The organism is Caballeronia sp. GAFFF2, from assembly GCF_023631485.1.
Classification (GTDB): domain Bacteria; phylum Pseudomonadota; class Gammaproteobacteria; order Burkholderiales; family Burkholderiaceae; genus Caballeronia.
The window spans coordinates 17,368-34,337 of sequence record NZ_JALQDA010000040.1; the positions used below are offsets into that span (position 1 = coordinate 17,368).

18 protein-coding genes are annotated in these 16,970 nt (G+C 61.2%); 6 read left to right on the plus strand and 12 right to left on the minus strand.

Going from position 1 to position 16,970, the window contains the following annotated elements; translation table 11 throughout:
* Window positions 1-4 precede the first annotated feature (4 nt).
* From NCT04_RS31340 to NCT04_RS31360, 5 genes are all read left to right on the plus strand, one after another.
* Window positions 5-619, plus strand: a complete 615-nt coding sequence (locus NCT04_RS31340) for a c-type cytochrome (protein WP_250469743.1) — start codon at window positions 5-7, stop codon at window positions 617-619.
* A 155-nt stretch (window positions 620-774) separates the two neighbouring features.
* Complete coding sequence (locus NCT04_RS31345) at window positions 775-1,746, plus strand: ABC transporter substrate-binding protein (protein WP_250469744.1); 972 nt, start codon at window positions 775-777, stop codon at window positions 1,744-1,746.
* A 48-nt stretch (window positions 1,747-1,794) separates the two neighbouring features.
* A complete protein-coding gene (locus NCT04_RS31350; RefSeq protein ID WP_250469745.1) occupies window positions 1,795-2,643 on the plus strand; it encodes an amidohydrolase family protein in 849 nt (282 codons plus the stop codon).
* 48 nt (window positions 2,644-2,691) lie between these two features.
* Window positions 2,692-3,585, plus strand: a complete 894-nt coding sequence (locus NCT04_RS31355; RefSeq protein WP_250469746.1) for a type 2 periplasmic-binding domain-containing protein — start codon at window positions 2,692-2,694, stop codon at window positions 3,583-3,585.
* 51 nt (window positions 3,586-3,636) lie between these two features.
* The gene (locus tag NCT04_RS31360) at window positions 3,637-4,953 is read left to right on the plus strand and encodes an MFS transporter (RefSeq protein ID WP_250469747.1); all 1,317 of its coding nucleotides are present in this window, start codon (window positions 3,637-3,639) and stop codon (window positions 4,951-4,953) included.
* Window positions 4,954-5,362: 409 nt separating this feature from the next.
* Here the strand turns inward: NCT04_RS31360 and NCT04_RS31365 are convergent, their stop codons facing one another.
* The 3 genes from NCT04_RS31365 to NCT04_RS31375 form a co-directional block, all read right to left on the minus strand.
* Complete coding sequence (locus NCT04_RS31365) at window positions 5,363-6,742, minus strand: ISNCY family transposase (RefSeq protein WP_250469769.1); 1,380 nt, start codon at window positions 6,740-6,742, stop codon at window positions 5,363-5,365.
* Between the two features lie 211 nt (window positions 6,743-6,953).
* Entirely contained in the window at window positions 6,954-7,268 is a 315-nt protein-coding gene (locus tag NCT04_RS31370) for a type II toxin-antitoxin system RelE/ParE family toxin (protein WP_250469748.1), read from the minus strand.
* Entirely contained in the window at window positions 7,265-7,534 is a 270-nt protein-coding gene (locus NCT04_RS31375; protein ID WP_250469749.1) for a type II toxin-antitoxin system ParD family antitoxin, read from the minus strand. Before NCT04_RS31375 ends, NCT04_RS31370 begins: the two co-directional genes overlap by 4 nt.
* 441 nt (window positions 7,535-7,975) lie before the next feature.
* Between NCT04_RS31375 and NCT04_RS31380 the strand changes: the two genes are divergently transcribed.
* Window positions 7,976-8,245 carry a DUF4148 domain-containing protein gene (locus NCT04_RS31380; protein WP_250469750.1) on the plus strand — a complete coding sequence of 90 codons (270 nt, stop codon included), beginning with the start codon at window positions 7,976-7,978 and terminating at the stop codon, window positions 8,243-8,245.
* A 118-nt stretch (window positions 8,246-8,363) separates the two neighbouring features.
* Here the strand turns inward: NCT04_RS31380 and NCT04_RS31385 are convergent, their stop codons facing one another.
* The 9 genes from NCT04_RS31385 to NCT04_RS31425 all read right to left on the minus strand — a co-directional run bounded on the left by NCT04_RS31385 (window position 8,364) and on the right by NCT04_RS31425 (window position 16,961).
* Window positions 8,364-8,642 carry a DUF4148 domain-containing protein gene (locus NCT04_RS31385; RefSeq protein ID WP_250469751.1) on the minus strand — a complete coding sequence of 93 codons (279 nt, stop codon included), beginning with the start codon at window positions 8,640-8,642 and terminating at the stop codon, window positions 8,364-8,366.
* A 225-nt stretch (window positions 8,643-8,867) separates the two neighbouring features.
* Entirely contained in the window at window positions 8,868-9,104 is a 237-nt protein-coding gene (locus NCT04_RS31390; protein ID WP_250469752.1) for a hypothetical protein, read from the minus strand.
* Between the two features lie 31 nt (window positions 9,105-9,135).
* Window positions 9,136-10,389 carry an MFS transporter gene (locus NCT04_RS31395; protein ID WP_250469753.1) on the minus strand — a complete coding sequence of 418 codons (1,254 nt, stop codon included), beginning with the start codon at window positions 10,387-10,389 and terminating at the stop codon, window positions 9,136-9,138.
* Window positions 10,386-11,681 carry an MFS transporter gene (locus NCT04_RS31400; protein WP_250469754.1) on the minus strand — a complete coding sequence of 432 codons (1,296 nt, stop codon included), beginning with the start codon at window positions 11,679-11,681 and terminating at the stop codon, window positions 10,386-10,388. The genes NCT04_RS31395 and NCT04_RS31400 overlap by 4 nt, the downstream gene beginning before the upstream one ends.
* 47 nt (window positions 11,682-11,728) lie before the next feature.
* Window positions 11,729-12,622, minus strand: coding sequence for a type 2 periplasmic-binding domain-containing protein (locus tag NCT04_RS31405; protein ID WP_250469755.1), 894 nt, complete (start codon window positions 12,620-12,622; stop codon window positions 11,729-11,731).
* 35 nt (window positions 12,623-12,657) lie between these two features.
* Complete coding sequence (locus NCT04_RS31410; protein ID WP_250469756.1) at window positions 12,658-14,208, minus strand: acetolactate synthase large subunit; 1,551 nt, start codon at window positions 14,206-14,208, stop codon at window positions 12,658-12,660.
* Window positions 14,208-15,065: an HpcH/HpaI aldolase family protein gene (locus tag NCT04_RS31415; RefSeq protein ID WP_250469757.1), complete on the minus strand. Its 858-nt coding sequence runs from the start codon at window positions 15,063-15,065 to the stop codon at window positions 14,208-14,210. Before NCT04_RS31415 ends, NCT04_RS31410 begins: the two co-directional genes overlap by 1 nt.
* A 22-nt stretch (window positions 15,066-15,087) precedes the next feature.
* On the minus strand, window positions 15,088-15,936 hold the full coding sequence (locus NCT04_RS31420) for an amidohydrolase family protein (protein ID WP_250469758.1): 849 nt from the start codon (window positions 15,934-15,936) through the stop codon (window positions 15,088-15,090).
* Complete coding sequence (locus tag NCT04_RS31425) at window positions 15,936-16,961, minus strand: amidohydrolase family protein (RefSeq protein WP_250469759.1); 1,026 nt, start codon at window positions 16,959-16,961, stop codon at window positions 15,936-15,938. The genes NCT04_RS31420 and NCT04_RS31425 overlap by 1 nt, the downstream gene beginning before the upstream one ends.
* Window positions 16,962-16,970: the final 9 nt, after the last annotated feature.

Here is a 16,970-nt window from a genome sequence, read left to right on the forward strand (position 1 = left end):
CGCGATGACCCTCTATTCACGTTCGCTGATCGCGGCGCTTGCGTTCATCGTGCTCGCCAAGCCGGAAGCACACGCCGATACTCGCTCCGATATTGAAACCGGCCGTGCGCTCTTCATGCAGAAGGGTTGCTACGAATGTCATGGCGTGCTGGGACAAGGCAGCGCATCGACCGGGCCGGCGCTCGCGCCGCATCCCATCGCGTTGTCGGCGATGCAGGCGTATGTGCACGATCCCAAGGGCGAAATGCCGGTCTACAGCAAGCGGATTCTCTCCGATGACGAGATCGCCCGCATCCACGCCTATCTCGCTTCCTTGCCGCCGAGTCCGTCAGCCGAGCGCATCGCGCTGCTCATCGACGGCGCGGCGCCGACGCCGCAAGCCTCGGTGGCACCGGGACACGGCTCAACCATTTACGCGGCAAATTGCGCGGCATGTCATGGCGCGGGCGGCGAAGGCGGTGTGGGACCGGCGCTGCGCGGCATCGCGAGCCGCTATGGAACGAGCGACATCGAAGCGCGCATTCGCGAACCCTCCGGCATCATGCCGCGCCTGTATCCGCACGTCCTGAACGATGACGACGTGCGCGACGTGGCGCGCTATGTCGCGCAGTTGCGCTGACAGACACGCACATGGTCGGATCCAGAAGCATTTACCAATTGGTTAACGCACCTACGGGTTATTTCAATAGACGGGAAAGACACGCTATTCGATGATCTTTTGACCGGATCGCTGGACGGTCCCCGAACATCATTCGAATCCAACAGGAGACCCCGTTGACCAGGAAAGTCCCGCTCAAGATCGCCATTGCCCAGTACCCGCATACGTCGGCCATTCGCAACGGCTCGATTCCCATTGAAGGCGTCGATGCGGAGATCGTCACCGTCAAGCCGCAGATCGGCGCGTTTCGCCGCATGGTGCGCGATGTCGAGTTCGACGTGTGCGAGCTGGCGCCGACCACCTACATCATCGCGCGAGCCTATGGCGCGCCGTTCGTCGCGCTGCCCATCTTCGTCATGCGGCGCTTTCATCATGGCGGCCTGCTCGTGCGCCCCGATGCGGGCATCGCTACACCCAAGGATCTCGAAGGCAAGAAGGTCGGCGTGCGCGCGTATTCCGTCACGACCGGCGTATGGACGCGCCAGGTGCTGATCGACGAGTTCGGTCTTGATTCGTCGAAGGTCACCTGGGTCGTCGACGACGAAGAACACGTCACGCAACTCGAGCTTCCGTCGAATGTGATTCACGCGCCGCAGGGCAAGTCGCTGGCGGACCTGATGGCGTCGGGCGAACTCGCGGCGGGTTTTGCCGCGAATGCCGGCATCGGTCGCACCGGCAATCCGAACGGTGGCTGGCAGGAAGTGGAAGCCGACTGTCCCCACCTGCTGCCGAACGCGGCCGAACTCGAAGCCGACTACTACCGCCGCACGGGCGTGTATCCGATGCACGGCACGATCGTCGTGAAGGATTCGGTGCTTGCCGAGCATCCGTGGGTGGCGAAGTCGCTCTACGACGCATTCGAGCAGGCCAAGCAAGCATGGCTCGCCGATCTCGACACCAACGACCCCACCAACGCCAGCGACAAGAAGTATCTCGAACTGCGCAAGATCGTCGGGCACGATCCGTTGCCGTACGGAATCGACGCGAATCGCAAGACGATCGAGGCACTGGAAGCGACCGCCTTCGAGCAGCGGCTCACGCCGCGCCGGATGTCGATGGACGAGCTGTTCGTCGATCCGCTTGCCTGATCCAAAGCCCCCACCGAATAACCATTCAATCGAATCAAAGAACGACTCATGGCATCCATCGTTGATATTCATCCGCACATCATCTCCGACGATACAGCGCGCTATCCCGTCGCGCCGCTGGGCGGCAAGCGTTCCGACTGGTCGAAGGAACGTCCTTCCACGGTCGAATCGCTGATCGCGGCAATGCACGAGGCCGGCGTGGCGAAGGCCGCCGTCGTGCATTCATCGACCACATATGGCTTCGACAACAGCTACGTGCTCGATGCGTGCGCGGCTTATGCAGACCGTCTCGTTGCAGTGGGTTCCGTCGACGTGACGCTGCCCGATGCGCCGCGCACCATTCGCGCCTGCGTGGAGCGCGGCCTTGCGGGCCTGCGCATGTTCACGGGCGGCAGCACGAAGGATTTCGATCCGCGCGAACTCGAAGATCCGCGCGCGTGGCCCGCCTGGGAAACCTGTGCGGAACTGAATCTGCCGATGTGCATCCAGACAGGTCCGATTGGCCTGCCGCAGGTTGCCGATCTGGCGCGGCGTTTCCCGAACGTGAAGATCATTCTCGATCACCTCGGCCGCCCCGACGTGACGGACGGCGCGCCTTACGCAAAGGCGCAGACCATGTTCGATCTCGCACCGCTCACGAACATCTACATGAAGCTGACGCCGCGCATCTTCGACGACATGCAGAAGGGCGCAGCGAATGCAGAGACTTTCTTCCCGCGCCTGATTGAAGTGTTCGGCGCGCAGCGTCTGGCATGGGGTTCGAACTTCCCGAGTTCGACAGGCACGTTGCCCGAGATTCTCGCGACGGCCGAAGCGGGCCTGCGCTGCCTGAACGACGACGACCGCGCGTGGATCTTCGGCAAGACGGCGCAGCAGTTGTATCCGGCGCTGGCCTGAGCGGCGTGGCGACAGATATCCAGTGAACGAAGCATGAGGAACAACCAGATGGCGACGATTCAAACCGACCTGCCGACGCTGCGGGTGAACCTGGCCGACTACGCGGCAACGAAGGCGATGAGAGACGGCCGCGTGTCGTCGAGCGTGGTCAATCTCGACTACTGCGGCCCGGCGCGCGCGCACGACGGCTTCAAGCCGATGCTGCGCGAGAATGCCTTCGATGCCGGCGAACTGGCCATCGTCACGTATCTGCAAGCGAAGGCTTACGGCAAGCCTTACGTGCTGCTTCCGGCGCCGATCTCGGGACGCTTCCAGCATCATTGCGCGGGCTATAACGGTGAGCTGGGTCATCTCGACCCGAAGGACATCGAGGGCAAGCGGGTCGGCGTGCGCACCTATGCGCAGACCACAGGCCTGTGGATTCGCGGCATCCTGCGTCATGAATACGGCGTCGATCTCGACAAGGTCAAGTGGATGACGCAAGGCGAAGGGCATCTCGCCGAGTACACGGACCCGGCCAATTGCCAGCGGCTGCCGAAGGGATCGTCGGTCGGGCAGATGATGCTGGACGGCGAACTCGCGGCGGTGCTGGCGGGCGAGGACATGCCGAAGGACCCGCGCGTGAAGACCCTGGTGCCCGATGCCCAGGCCGTCGCAAAGGACTGGTTCGCGCGCGAAGGCGTGGTGCCGATCAATCATATGTTCGTCGTGCATGCGAGGCTGTCGAAGGAGCGGCCGGACATCGTGCGCGAGTTGTACCGGATGATCGTGGAGAGCCGCGCACTGGGCGAGGGCGTGCCTGCCGTGATCCCGCCGTTCGGGCTGGAAGCGAACCGCAAGGGCATCCAGCTCGCCATCGACTGGGCGCTCGACCAGAAGATCATCCCGCGCCGCGTTTCCGTGGACGAGCTGTTCGACGAGGTGACCGGCAGCCTCGGATAGACCCGCGCACGGGCGCGCAGTGATAATAAAAAATCAGACGGAGACGAAGTGATGGAGACTATTCGAAGAGCAGCGCGCCTCGAGAACCGTTGGGGCATCGTATTCCTGCTCGCCTTTGGCCTGATGATCGCGTTCATGGATCGCACTAGCATGTCGGCCGCGCTCGCGGATCATCATTTCGTCCAGCATTTCACGCTCACGTCGGTGCAGCGCGGCTGGCTGGGCTCATCGGTGTTCTGGGCCTACGGGCTGTTGCAACTGCCGATGGGCTGGCTCGTCGACCGCTACGGCGTCAAATGGCCTTACGCAATCTGCTTCCTGCTGTGGTGTATCGCGGCGGCGGTTACCGGGATCGTCACCACGCTGTCGGCGCTCATCATCGTGCGGGTGCTGATCGGCGCGGCGGAAGCGGTGGTCGTGCCGGCGACCTATCGGTATATTGCCAATCGCTTCGAGGAAACGCAGAAGGGAACGGCGCTCGGCATCTATTCGGTCGGCGGCAAGATGGGTCCGGCCCTCGGTGCGCCGGCCGCTGCGTGGCTGATCGCGGGCACGTCATGGAAGATGATGTTCATCGTGACGGGTCTCGCGGGGCTGGTGTGGCTCTTGCCCTGGCTGCTGATGGTGCGCAACGACTTCCCCGACGCGACAGAACTCGCATCGAGAAAGCAGCGCGCCGCCTCAGTGCCGCTGCGCAATCTGCTGGCGAGCCCAGTGGTGTGGGGCGGCTTGCTGACCAACTTCTGCTACGCCTATTTCGCGTTCTACTGCATGACGTGGATGCCTGCGTATCTGGTGGAGCAGCGGGGGCTTTCATTGCAGCAGTCGGGCTTGTACACGGCCTTCAGCTTCTGCGGCGTGGCTGTTACGGCTGCGCTCAGCGGCTGGCTGGCGGACCGGCTGATTGCCCGCGGTCACGATGCCGTCGTGGTGCGCAAGTCGTTCATGGTGGTCGGTTTCATCGGCGGCATGACGGTGCTGTTCGGGGCCTACGCGCCGAGCGTGCAGATGGCGCTGTTCTGGAACGTGTTGTCGTTGACCCTGGTGGGTCTCGTCACGACGAACAACCTCGCGCTCGTCAAGCTCACTTTGATTCCGAAGCAGGCGGTGGGCTTGAACACCGGCTTGCAGCAGGTGGCGACGAGCCTCGCCGGCGGCGTGTCCGCCAGTCTCTCGGGCTGGCTGCTGCATGTGGGGCATAGCTACACGCTGCCGATGATGGCTATTTTCGTGTTCCTGCTGGTCGGCGCAATGAGCACGATTGTGCTCATGCGGCGCAAGTGGGCGCCGAAAGTGAATGGCGTCAAAAAAGAGGCTTCCGAGCGCGAGGCCGTGCCGCCGGCGGCGATGAGTCAAGGGGTGCGTTGAGCGCTTGTTCCCGTCAGAACTGTGGGACTGGCCGCGTCCCTCGCGCTGATCGCTCTCTCGCATCGCGCCGGCTGATCGCATGCTTCACATGACAGGCGTCGCCACTGATTGCAGGGAAAACCGCCACGATCGACGGTCGCAACGACGCTTTCCGTGTGCGTCCCAGTGCTCCGAAAAACCAGGGTGGAGCTCGCAGGATTTTGTGGAGAGAGCACTTCAACGTAGGTTGTTGCCGCATCGCAATTTACGGAGCTCATGCCACCAAAATAGCGGACCGCAGGAGATGAACTTATGTTTGACTTGACATAAATCAATTTAGTTCGGGTCGGTTTGTCACGGCCAGATTGAAATGTCGGGGTAACTTTTTAGAAATGTCGGGTTTTCAGTCATTAAATCTCTCTTTAAAAGCTCATTTCTCCACCGCGGCTGCCCGCAGTTCGGCGGTTCTCAGCATCATCGCGTTCAGGTCGACCGGCTTCAGTTCGCGTTGCTTGCGCGTGTTGTTGGCCCGCATCTTCGGTCTGACCGGCTCGCCCTGATTCGTTCTTGAAGGTGCGTCCGAGGCGCGCCGGTTGTCGCGCTCCATCTGCACCTGACGCGATAACGCCAGCACATGCTCCAGGCGTTTGTTATCCACTTCGGCACCCTGATCCGCCACGGATAACCGGTCGTACTGGCGATAGGCCAATGCGTCTCCGTCCGCCCGAATTTCGATGCGACCATCCGGGTATTCGTACACTTCGATATAGCGATGGGCGAGGGCGCGTGTCTGCGGCGTGTCGTCCAGCATGTAGATCACCCGGTCGTACTGCAACGTCAAACTATTCGACACGCAACGCGACACCCGATGCGTCAGAATCAGATCGAGATTCTCATCCTCACGCAGCGCGCGGTGGGCATCGAAGCCACTGCGTGGCACCTTCCCAAAACGACCATTGAAGTCAGCGATGAAGTGGGGCGCATAAGCATTCGCCGCCTCCCAGGTGTCAATCTTGCGCAAGCGCAATTCCTTGACGAGCCGATCCTGCAAAGTCAGATTGGCCCGTTCCACGCGCCCCTTCGCTTGACTGCTGTTGGCGCATAGCGTATCCACGTTGAGCTCGTACAAGGCCCGTCCGTATTGGGTGACGCCCTTGCCGGGCGTACTCGAATGACTGTTGCACGAGAACACGCTGGCCTTATCGCTATAGAGTGCCACCGGCTTGCCGTACACCTCGATGTATTTGCGCGTCGCCTCGAAATAGCTGAAGGTCGACTCGGTCGCGGTGAAGTGCAGGGTCATCAGCCGGCTCGTGGCATCGTCGATAAACACCAGTAACGTGCACGCCGGTGCGCGTTCCTTGAACCATCTGTGATCGCTGCCATCGATCTGAATCAGTTCGCCCAGGCACGAGCGCCGATTCCTCGGCTGGTGAATCTTGGGCGGGCGCTGCGTGCGGGGAATCCACAGGCCGGCTGCGGTCATCAGGTGGCGCACGGTTTCCTTGGATAAGGTTAAGCCGTGACATTCACGCAGCTTCTCGCAGGCCAGCGTCGGGCCGAAATCGGCGTAGCGATCCCGGATCAGCGTCAGCGCACGACCAGCGATCGCTTCATCGAGTTTCCGGTTGCCCGGACGACCACGCGAGGTGTGGCCGACGCCGGCTGCACCGGATTGTTTGTATCGGGCCACCAGCCGTTCGACCTGACGGACCGTCAGTTGCAAACGCTGCGCGGCGAGCCCCGGTTTGAGCATCCGGTCCACTACGGCCTGAACGACTTTGAGACGGTCGAGTTCGCGCATGGTCAAGGTCACCCGTTCGGTTGGCTTCATGGCGAACTCCCGGCGTCAGATCGGAAGCGCCCAGCATGGCACCCGCAGCAAAACACGACATTTCTATCTTGCTAGAACACGACATTAGGATATTGCCGCTACAAATTAAAAGTGCGTTAATTAGGTTTATGTCAAATAGACGATCGTCCGATATCATAGCGACCGGTAATCGCGCTTATATACCGAATCACTGGTCGTCATCAGGCGACAGGGCTGCTTCATAATCTTGACCGCCGTAGAAGACACCAACGATCGAAACAACGTCCGCCTCCAAGGTATAGGCGATGATCGATCGTTTGCGGAAATGAGTGATGCGAAGTCCCGGCAGCAGATCGTCGCGCTCGACGCCACGTGCAGGAAAAGTCTGGAGCGCCATGCAGAAATCGACGATCGAATCGACATATCGTTCAGCCGTCATTGGAGCGCCGGCGTTTGCGATGCGTGCTTCAAGTCTGCGCAGTTGATCGAGCGCTTCGGGTGCGAACTGGATCCGCCAATTCATTCGTGACGCGTGCGAGATTTTTTCAGCTCAGCGCGTACCTGATCGACAGACAGTGCGCGGCTCGGATCGTCTCGAAGCGCTTGCGCTGCAGGAACGACTTCGTTGCGCAACCATGCTTCAACGGCACGGTCACGCTCGAGAAGCGCACGAAGTGCGTCTCTCAGCACTTCGCTGTCAGATGCGTAGTCGCCGCTTGCCACCTTCGCGCGCACGAATTCGGCCATCTCGTTGGGTAACGTAATGCTCATTTGCTGGGTCGTTCTCATACCAGCCTCCGCTCAATAGGATTTAATCCTACTCGTTCCCGACTTATCGTGCAACACGGTACAACGGCCTACCTCCCCGCTATTCAACCCCAAAATGTTGCTCTAAATTGGGGTCAATTTATGCTGTGTCAAGTACGTAGAATGCGGAAACATAATTTACTGCCTCTCTAATCTGCACGATCTGACCGAACATTTCGGCCGTGAAGCGGCCGTACTGGTTCTTGTCCGTCGCCCAATGAGCCCACACGGCCTCCAGGCGTCCGACACGAAACACAATACGAAGCAAACCCGTGCACTGGAACGCACTACCTCGCCTCCGCGCTTTACCAAACCCTCAAGCCCACCGCCGGGAATCTCAATAGACTAGGTGATAACCCTAGTGTGAAATGCAACCTGTGCCGCGCAATGCATGCGGTCTAATTCCCACAGGTCAGGTTAGCCATGAACCAATCGATCAATGCAGTTCTTATTGCCATCGCCACGCTCACGTCAACCGGCGCTCTCGCTCAATCGGCCGAGCCGCTCACACGCGAGCAAGTGCGCACCGAACTCTTGCAGCTGGAAAATGCAGGCTACAACCCAGCCAACAATTGCACCGGCGATTGCCCCGGAAGCCTGAGACACGCTGAAGCGATCCTGACGCGGCAACAACGAAGCGCACGCGCCGGCTACGGCCAGTCATCCGACGGCTCGAAACAGTCAGGCCGGTGAGCAGCAGATCGTCACTGTTCGAATCGCGCAAGAGGATTTGCGGACTTAACCAGACCGGCATAAGGCGCACGCGCATCGCACGATGCCGGTCGATTTCATCGCTAGGTCGATAAAAACACTAACGAGCGATATCGCCCCACTGTGTGCTTCCGTTTCTGCTTGCGCCACAACCCGTCGGGTCCGCGGCCGCCCTGCGCGCGGCCACACGATATTCCGCCGCTTGAACTTCTCCGTACGGAAAATAGGCCCAGGCGGTCGGGCTGTAACCCGCGTTTTCGGCCTGCACCAACTCATTGCGGACCTGTGCGCGCGTCAACGATTGCTGACCTGCTTGCGCAAAAGAAAGAATCGGCGCTGCAAGCGCCAGCGCAACGACTGCGTGAGCGAGCGATTTCATGGCGACACCCTCCCGGCACTATGTAGCCGCACGACGAGACGGGCTTGCGCGAAGGCGGCAAACTTAGTCTAGCAGGCTTCGTAAATTGGGATGTTCACCACCTATCGGGCGTGACTTTGCATGCGTTGCGACGATCGGCTTGTGCCGTGGAAAGAATCCGTGTAAAGGATCGGGCCAAACGCACGCGCGGCGAACGGCGCGCTGCGTCGGAACAGGCGGACCCGCTTACGTCTGATAAAACCGCATCGCGGGTACCACGATGTTCGGCGGATAGACGCACCACGAGCCGTCGCCATGACGAAAGAACACAATGGCAAAGCGTGTTGAACGACGCATGACTTCGATGCGAACAGCGCGCCACGGCATGTTCACCGAACGTGCTGCGCGGCTCACCTGAATGCCGTCGATCTGCCCCAGCCAGTCATGCACGAGGTGCCGGAGCGATGTCATCTGCTTGCTCATATCTAGTCCCTGCTTAAATCGAAAATGCCGTTCAATGCAGCGCATTGCGCTTGGCGAGCGGCCTGAAAATGCGGCTCCATATGATGCTGACCAGTATCGTCGCGCAGCCGCCCGCGACGACCGAGCCGATCACGCTCAGCGCAGTCGCGCTCACACCGGATTCGAATTCGCCCAACTGATTGCTCGCGCCGATGAACAGCGTATTTACCGCCGCCACGCGCCCGCGCATGCGATCGGGCGTTTCGAGTTGAATCAGCGTCTGCCTCACGATCACGCTGATCGTGTCCGCGCCGCCCGAGATCGCCAGCAGGCACAAGGACAGCGGAAACCAGCGCGACAGTCCGAATCCGACGATGGCCGCGCCATAGATCGCCACGGCAATCAGCAATTTCTTGCCGACGCCACTGACGATGGCCCGGCGTGCCAGCAACAGTCCCACGCACAACGCGCCCACGGCGGGCGCCGCGCGCAGCAGTCCGAGTCCTTGCGGCCCGACATGCAGAATCAGCCTCGCATACACGGGCAGCAACGCCGTCGCGCCACCGAACAGAACGGCGAAGAGGTCCAGCGAGATCGCGCCAAGCAGCAGCGGATTGCGCCAGATAAAGTGCAAGCCCGCGAAGATCGTATCGGCGGTGACGGGTTCGCGTGGCGGCGGCGTATAGTCGTAGCGCACGAACGCATACATCACCGCGCTGATGCAAAAAAGCGCCGCGCTGCTCAGATACACCGTCACCACATTGACCGCGAACAGCGCGCCCCCAAGCGCAGGCCCGGCAATGACCGATATCTGCTGAACCGACGTGCTCAAGGCCATTGATCGCGACAACAGTTTCGGCGGCACCAGCATGGGCAACAGCGCCTGCTGGCCGGCCATCTGAAACGGCCTGATCGCACCGAGTGCGAGAGAAAGCGCGAGCAGCGTGTCACGGGTCACGCTATGAGAAAGCGTCGATGCCGACAGCATCGCGGCTGCGATCGCTTGAAGCCCAAGACACGCCGCCACCATGCGCCCGCGATGCAGCCGGTCCGCGCAATGTCCGGCAATGAGCGTCGTAGCCAGCCCTGGCACGAACTGGAACAGCCCGACGAGACCAAGATCCCACGTGCTCGATGTGAGGTCGTACATATGCCAGCTGATCGCCAGCATCAGCATTTGCTGGGCGGTAATGGACCCGATGCGCGCAACCAGAAAGCGCGTGAGCGGCGCGTGCCGCAGCAGAGACGTCACTTCGTCCGGGCGGGTCGGCGTGGCGGGCGCTGAAGAGTTACGTGAAGGCGTCATGGCAGCTCGCGCATGAGTGCGGGCGCGGAACGATCACCGTATGAATTGATATCGACCTTTGGCGCCCACTTGCGCCGCAGCAATACGATGGTGCTGGTAGCCCCGAGCAGGAGAAACGCAAAAATTGCGAGCATGGGCAGGGTGTACGTGTGCCCGACATGCAGCAGCCAGCCCGACAGGCTCGCGGATACGCCCCCAGCAAGGCTGGTGGCCACTTGCTGCAAGCCCGTGTTCAATCCGACCGCTTGCTTTGGGATCAGCGTGAGCTTGACCAAGGCGAGATTGTTCGCTGTGACAAGCCCCAGCAACGAAAGCGAAGCAGCGTTCCAGAACAGCGCCGTGCGCGGCGAATCTGCATACGCGCCAAGCAGCACGGTTGTTGCGCCCATGAATCCAACCACGATGAACGTCTTGCGCACTAATACGGCATCGCGCCCGCGCGCGATGAGCCGATCCGCGCCCCAGCCCGCCAGCGCCGCGACGACCGCGATGCCCACGAAACTCACGAACGTATAAAGCCCCGATTCCGTCAGCGTCAAACCTCTCTGCTCGACGAGATAAGCGGGCATCCATGTCATGCAGTAGAACGCGAAATAGCTGTAGCAGAAGTTGGTAATCAATCCGCCCCACACCACCGGACTCGCGAGCAAGTTCTTCAACGGCACCGAAGCGGCTCGCTTTTTCGATGCCGCCAGTTCCACGTTCGACGGAAAATCGTTCTTCACCATCGCGAGCCATGGCATGAGCCAGAGCAAGCCCGCCAGACCCGTGACGACGAACATCGACTTCCATGAACTCACCGAAATGAGCCACGTGGCAAGCGGTGCGCCGAGCGCCGGTCCCATCTTCCCGCCGATGGAATAAAGCCCTAGCGCTGTGCCCTTGTGCGTTTCATCGAAATGATCGGCCAGATAACGGTAGGTCGCGGGCACCACCACCGATTCCGCGACGCCGATCATCAAGCGCACGATGATGAGCGCCGCGAGCGTATTCACCACGCCGGTGGCCGCCGCCGCGAGACACCACATGAGAAAGCAGATTGCGTAAGGCCATTTCACGCCGTAACGGTCGACGAGCCAGCCCATTGGCATTTGCAAGAGGCCGTAAGACCAGAACATGGCCGAGCCGAGCCAGCCGCGCTGCACATGCGTCAGCGAAAACTCCTGCACGAAATGATGATCCGCGAACGCGGCGGACATGCTAGTACGGTCGACGTGGGAAATCATCAGTCCGAGCGCGAGCAACGCCAGCACGGCCCAGCGATTCTCTTGTCGCGTTCGGGTAATTCCCATGTTCTCGTCTCCGTTTATCGTTATCGGCAGGCGCACCGTCCGATCCTTTAACCTAAACTTCCGGTTACATCGTCGAAGAGTTCGTCGACGGACAGGCGCCGCGGAATGATCCTCTGATCGAGCGCCCAGTCGACCGCGAGTTGAAGACCTTTGCGGTTGGCCTCCAGCCCGATGGGCGGGAAGATGCCGGGCACGTTCTCAGCGACGGCGCGGCTATCCACCACCATGCGGTACAAGTCGCGCACGATATCCGGACGCTCCTTCGACAACTTCTCGTGCACCACGAACATGTGGTTGATCGGCACCACGCCTGTGCGCGCGAACCAGTCCTTAGCGGCGGCGGGCGCATCCGGCACCAGCGTGCGAACGCGCTCGTCCTTCGGCATGTCTTCACCGAGCAACGCCGCTGTCAGCTCACCGTCGAGCATCATCTGCGGAATCGACGAACCGGCCGGAAGGCGCTGACAGTTCGCCGGATCGCTGTATTCCGCGAGATGCCCGTCGCCGAGTGTCATCCAGGTGACGCGGTCGAGATCGACGCCGTACTCGTGCCGCAGGATGCCGCGAATCCATAGCGCGGTGGTCTGAGTGTAGGTACGTACACCGACTTTTTTCCCTTCGATATCCTTGGGATCGAGGTGACCGAAATCGATGTTGTAGCCCGCGCAGTGATGCTGAAAGCGGCCCGAGATCGGCGCGGGCAGCAGGACATACGGTTTGCCATACGCCTTTGCCTGAAGGAAGGTGACGATTGCCAGTTCACCCGCGTCGAACTTGCTCTCGCGAACCATCGCCTTGAAGCCGTTATGCGCGGGCGTCGGGCCGCAGAAATCGAACGTGGCCAGATCCGATTCCACGCGCCCGTCGCGCATGGCCTTCGTCACTGCATACTCAGCGAGATTGACCCGCAGCGTCGGCGCTTCGGTCTGCGTCATCGTCATGATGTGTGCTCCTTCCTATTACCTTTAGTTGGGTGTCAAAGCCGTACTTCGATCAGGCACGGTCCGGCCTCACGCGCCGAATCGGTCAACGCTTTGTGGAATCCTTCGGCCGTCTCCACGGCCACCGCTGGCACGCCCATGCTTTTGGCCATTGCGAGCCAGTCGATGCGCGGACGGTCGATATCGATCATCGACAGCGCGCGCTCGCCCAGTGCACCCGCGCCCATGTTGGCGTACTCGGCCTTGAGGATCGCGTAGCTGTTGTTGGCGAAAATGATCGTCGTGACGTTCAGCCCTTCGCGCGCCTGCGTCCATAGCGATTGAATGGTGTACATGGCGCTGCCGTCACCCACCATGCAGAACACACGGCGCTCGGGGCAGGCCAGCGCCACGCCGGTTGCAACGGGCGTGGCGTAGCCGATCGAGCCACCCAGGTTGTTGATGAGATCGTGCGGGCGCGCGCCCATCGTCAAGCTCATGGACTCGCGCCCGGTGGTAAGTGATTCATCCACGACGATGCAATGCTCCGGCAACCCAGCCGCCAGAACATGCGCGATGCTCGTCGGGTTCAGCGCGCCGGTGGGAACCGTCGTGTCGATGCGCGGCTGTAGCACCGCCGCCGTGCCCAACGCACCGAGGGCTTGCAACAGCATGTCGAGCGCAAGTTCGCTGTCCTCGTCGGCCTCGACGAGCGGATGCACGAGCGTGCCTTCCGCCTTCAACAGACTCGGCTTGTCCGGATAGGCGAAAAACGCCACCGGTTCACGCGTCTCGACGGTGATGATGTGTTTGAATTCCCTAAGGAACGCGCTAGCCTGCGCGACCGCATAAGGAATGCGCGCGAGCGGCACGCGTCCCGCACCGCGCTCCATGCGCGCCGTGAAGAACTGCGAGCCGAGCGTGGCACCGGTCGCTGCGGCTACACGGCCCGCCTTCTCCAAGGCCGCCCCGCGCGTCGCCCTGTTCGCCAGAACGATCAGCGCAGGCTCGCCCGAACGAAGCACTTTCGCCACGTGCTCGATGCGTTCTGCGCGCGGTGTCTTACGCGTTTCCGCACGAACGGGCAGCGTTTGCGGCGCGGCCCCGACTGCCTGCCAGGACGTATCACCCGGCAGAATCAGCGTGGCGATTTGCCCGGGATGCTCACTGGCCTTGGCAACGGCCTGAGCCGCATCCCACGCGATGGTGGCCGAAGATTCCGCGCGTCGCACCCAATGACTAAGCGGCCGCGCAAGCCCTTCGATATCCGACGTCAGCGGCGGATCGAACTTGAGATGCGACACCGAATGCTCACCTACGACATTGACCATGCCCGACGAAGCACGCTTCGCGTTGTGGATGTTTGCCAGCCCGTTCGCGAGACCCGGTCCCAGATGCAAGAGCGTGGAGGCCGGCGTGTCCTTCATGCGATACCAGCCGTCAGCAGCACCCGTGGCCACGCCTTCGAACAAACAAAGGACGCTGCGCATCCGTGGATTGTTGCCGAGCGCGGCGAGAAAATGCATCTCGGAGGTGCCCGGATTCGCGAAACAGATGTCGACGCCCTGCTCAACCAGCGTCGAAACGAGACTTTCGGCGCCGTTCATCAGTAGCCTGCCAGTTCGCGTGAGAGACCGACCACGCCATACGTGCGCGCGGGCGCGGACATGAGGAACCGATATCCTTTCTCCTGTAGGCGTCGATGATTCTTCGCCGTCACATGCGGGTTGCCGACGACTACATTGTGCTTGCGGCACGTTTCGACGATCTGGTGCATCGCGGCGAGCACTTCAGGGTGTTCATACTGACGCGGCAAGCCCAGTTCTTGACTCAGATCGCCCTCGCCGATCAAGATGAAGCCGATGCCCGGCACATTGGAAAGCATATCGTCGAGGTTCTCGATCGCCTGCGTGCTTTCGCACATCAGGCCGACCAGTAATTCCCCCTGCGGCGCGAGCGGCCATACATCGGCCTTCTCGTAGTATTGCTGCATCGACAGACCCCAATAGCGCGCGGCATTCGCGGGACCGTCGCCGCGCACGCCCTTCGGCTCGTACAGCGGCGCGTTCTTCGGCCGAGCATAACGGCACGATGCAACCGCGTTATAAGCTTGCTCGACCGTTGCGATGTGCGGCCAGATCACTCCATACGCACCGCGATCGAGCACCTGCTTGGCGAAGCTCTGATTCATTTCCGCGCCGTTTGCGGGAATGCGTGCGAGCGGCGTCACCTTCGGCGCGACCGTACCTGATTCGGCAATCTGCTTGCGGCTCAACATGTACTGAAGCGCGTCGCCGAGCGCGGACACATCGTAGGGGTTGTGTTCCATCTCGTAGACGATGCCGTCATAAGGCGCATCGCTCATTTCGATGGCGGTCTGCTTGTCGAGCTTCGCAAACGCGGCGTGCGCCGGCTTGCCCAATTCGAAAGCGCGGATGATGCTGTTCAAGCGGGTGTCTGACATAATGTTCTCGCTTATGTTTCTCTTATTCGCTCAATGCCGGATAGAGCTTCTGCGCGGTCTTGCCGAAGATCCATGCGCGGTCTTCGTCGTCGAGGCACGCAAGCCCCTTTTGAGCCGTCGTGAAAATCTCGCCGAGCGTGCCTGTCGAGGTCGGGAAATTCGAACCCCACGCCAGCCGCTGCGCGCCGAAAGCTTCCACCACGCGCGGGAAGAAGGTTTCCGCGCTGGCTTTCTCTTTCTTCACATCACCAAAAATGCGCGGTGTGAGCTTCATGTAGACGTTCGGCAGATCGCGCAATTCGAACAGTCCGGCGGCGTTGGCGTACGGTGGTCCGTCGAGCACATCGGGACGCGCGAGATGATCGAGAATGATGTTCACAGCCGGAAATTTCTCAGCCAGCATGCGCACTTGCGGCAGACCGATCGGCCCGGTCTGGATGCACATGGGCAGCTTCAGTTCGGCCAGTACCTCCCACGCCTTGAACGACTTCGGGTTATCCAGCTCGCTCGGGTCGAAGTCTTTGGTCGAACCGCCCGTGAAGATGCGCAGGCCCGCGAGGCCCTTGTCGGCCCATCCCTCGATGACAGTGGCCACATCTTCGGCCAGCATGTCGACGGAACCCACGGCGATCAGGCGATCCTTGTACCGATTGCAGCCGTCCACCACGTAGCTGTTGTCGAAGCCGTAGGTGGTCGACGAATGCACGACCGCGGCTTTTGCTACGCCCGCTTCGTCCATCGCCGAGATCAGGGCTTCGACGGTATTCGGGCGTTCCTGCGACCAGTCCGAGCGCTTGCCGAACAAGGGTGCGGCCGGATAACGCTTCTCGTCGTCTGAGATGATGTGCGGATGAATGTCGATGATCTTCATTACAGTCCCTTCGCCTTGAGGTGCTCGTCCAGGCGCGGATAAACGCGGCGTGCATTTCCTTCGAAGATCGCGTGGCGATCCGCCTCGCTGAGCGCTTCGCATGCGTCGATGTAGCGCTTCGTATCGTCGAAATACTGACCGGAATCCGGATCGCGTCCGCGCACGGCGCCGATCATTTCCGAACCGAACATCACGTTGCTGGTCGGCACGACCTTGGTCAGCAACTCGACGCCCGGATGGTGATAGACGCAGGTATCGAAGAAGATGTTATTCAGCAGACCCTCAAGCGGGCGCTTGGCAATTTCGAGCGACATACCGCGATAGCGTCCCCAGTGATACGGCACCGCGCCGCCACCGTGCGGAATGATCAGGCGCAGCGTGGGGAAATCTTTGAACACGTCGCCTTGCAGCAGTTGCATGAACACGGAAGTATCCGCGTTCAGATAGTGCGCGCCCGTGCCGTGATGACACGGATTGCACGACGCTGCCACGTGGATCATCGCTGGTACATCGAGATCGCAAAGCGCCTCGTAGACCGGATACCATTCTCGGTCCGTCATCGGCTTGCCGGTCCAGTAGCCGCCGCTCGGGTCCGGATTCAGATTGCAGCCGACGAAGCCCATTTCCTCGATGCAGCGGCGCAACTCGGGCACCGAGTTCCTGGGCGGGGCGAGCGGCGATTGCGGCAACTGGCACACCGGCACGAAATTGTCCGGATACAGGTCGCACACACGGCGCACGAGATCGTTCGACACTTCGGCCCATTCCAGACTGGTGCGCTCGTTGCCGAGGTGGTGGCTCATGAGTCCGGCGATCGGCGAGAACAGCGTCAGGTCGCCGCCGCGTTCCTGTTGCAGTCGCAACTGGCCGTTGCCGACGCCTTCGCGGATGTCATCGTCGGAGACGTGGGCACCGGACAACGGCGGCGCATTGGCCGGATCGTCGGCGGCGGCGATCTGTTTGGCGCGCCAGTCGCGGAACGAAGCGGGAACGGTCGTGAAGTGGCCGTGGCAATCGATGATCATGTTGCTGGC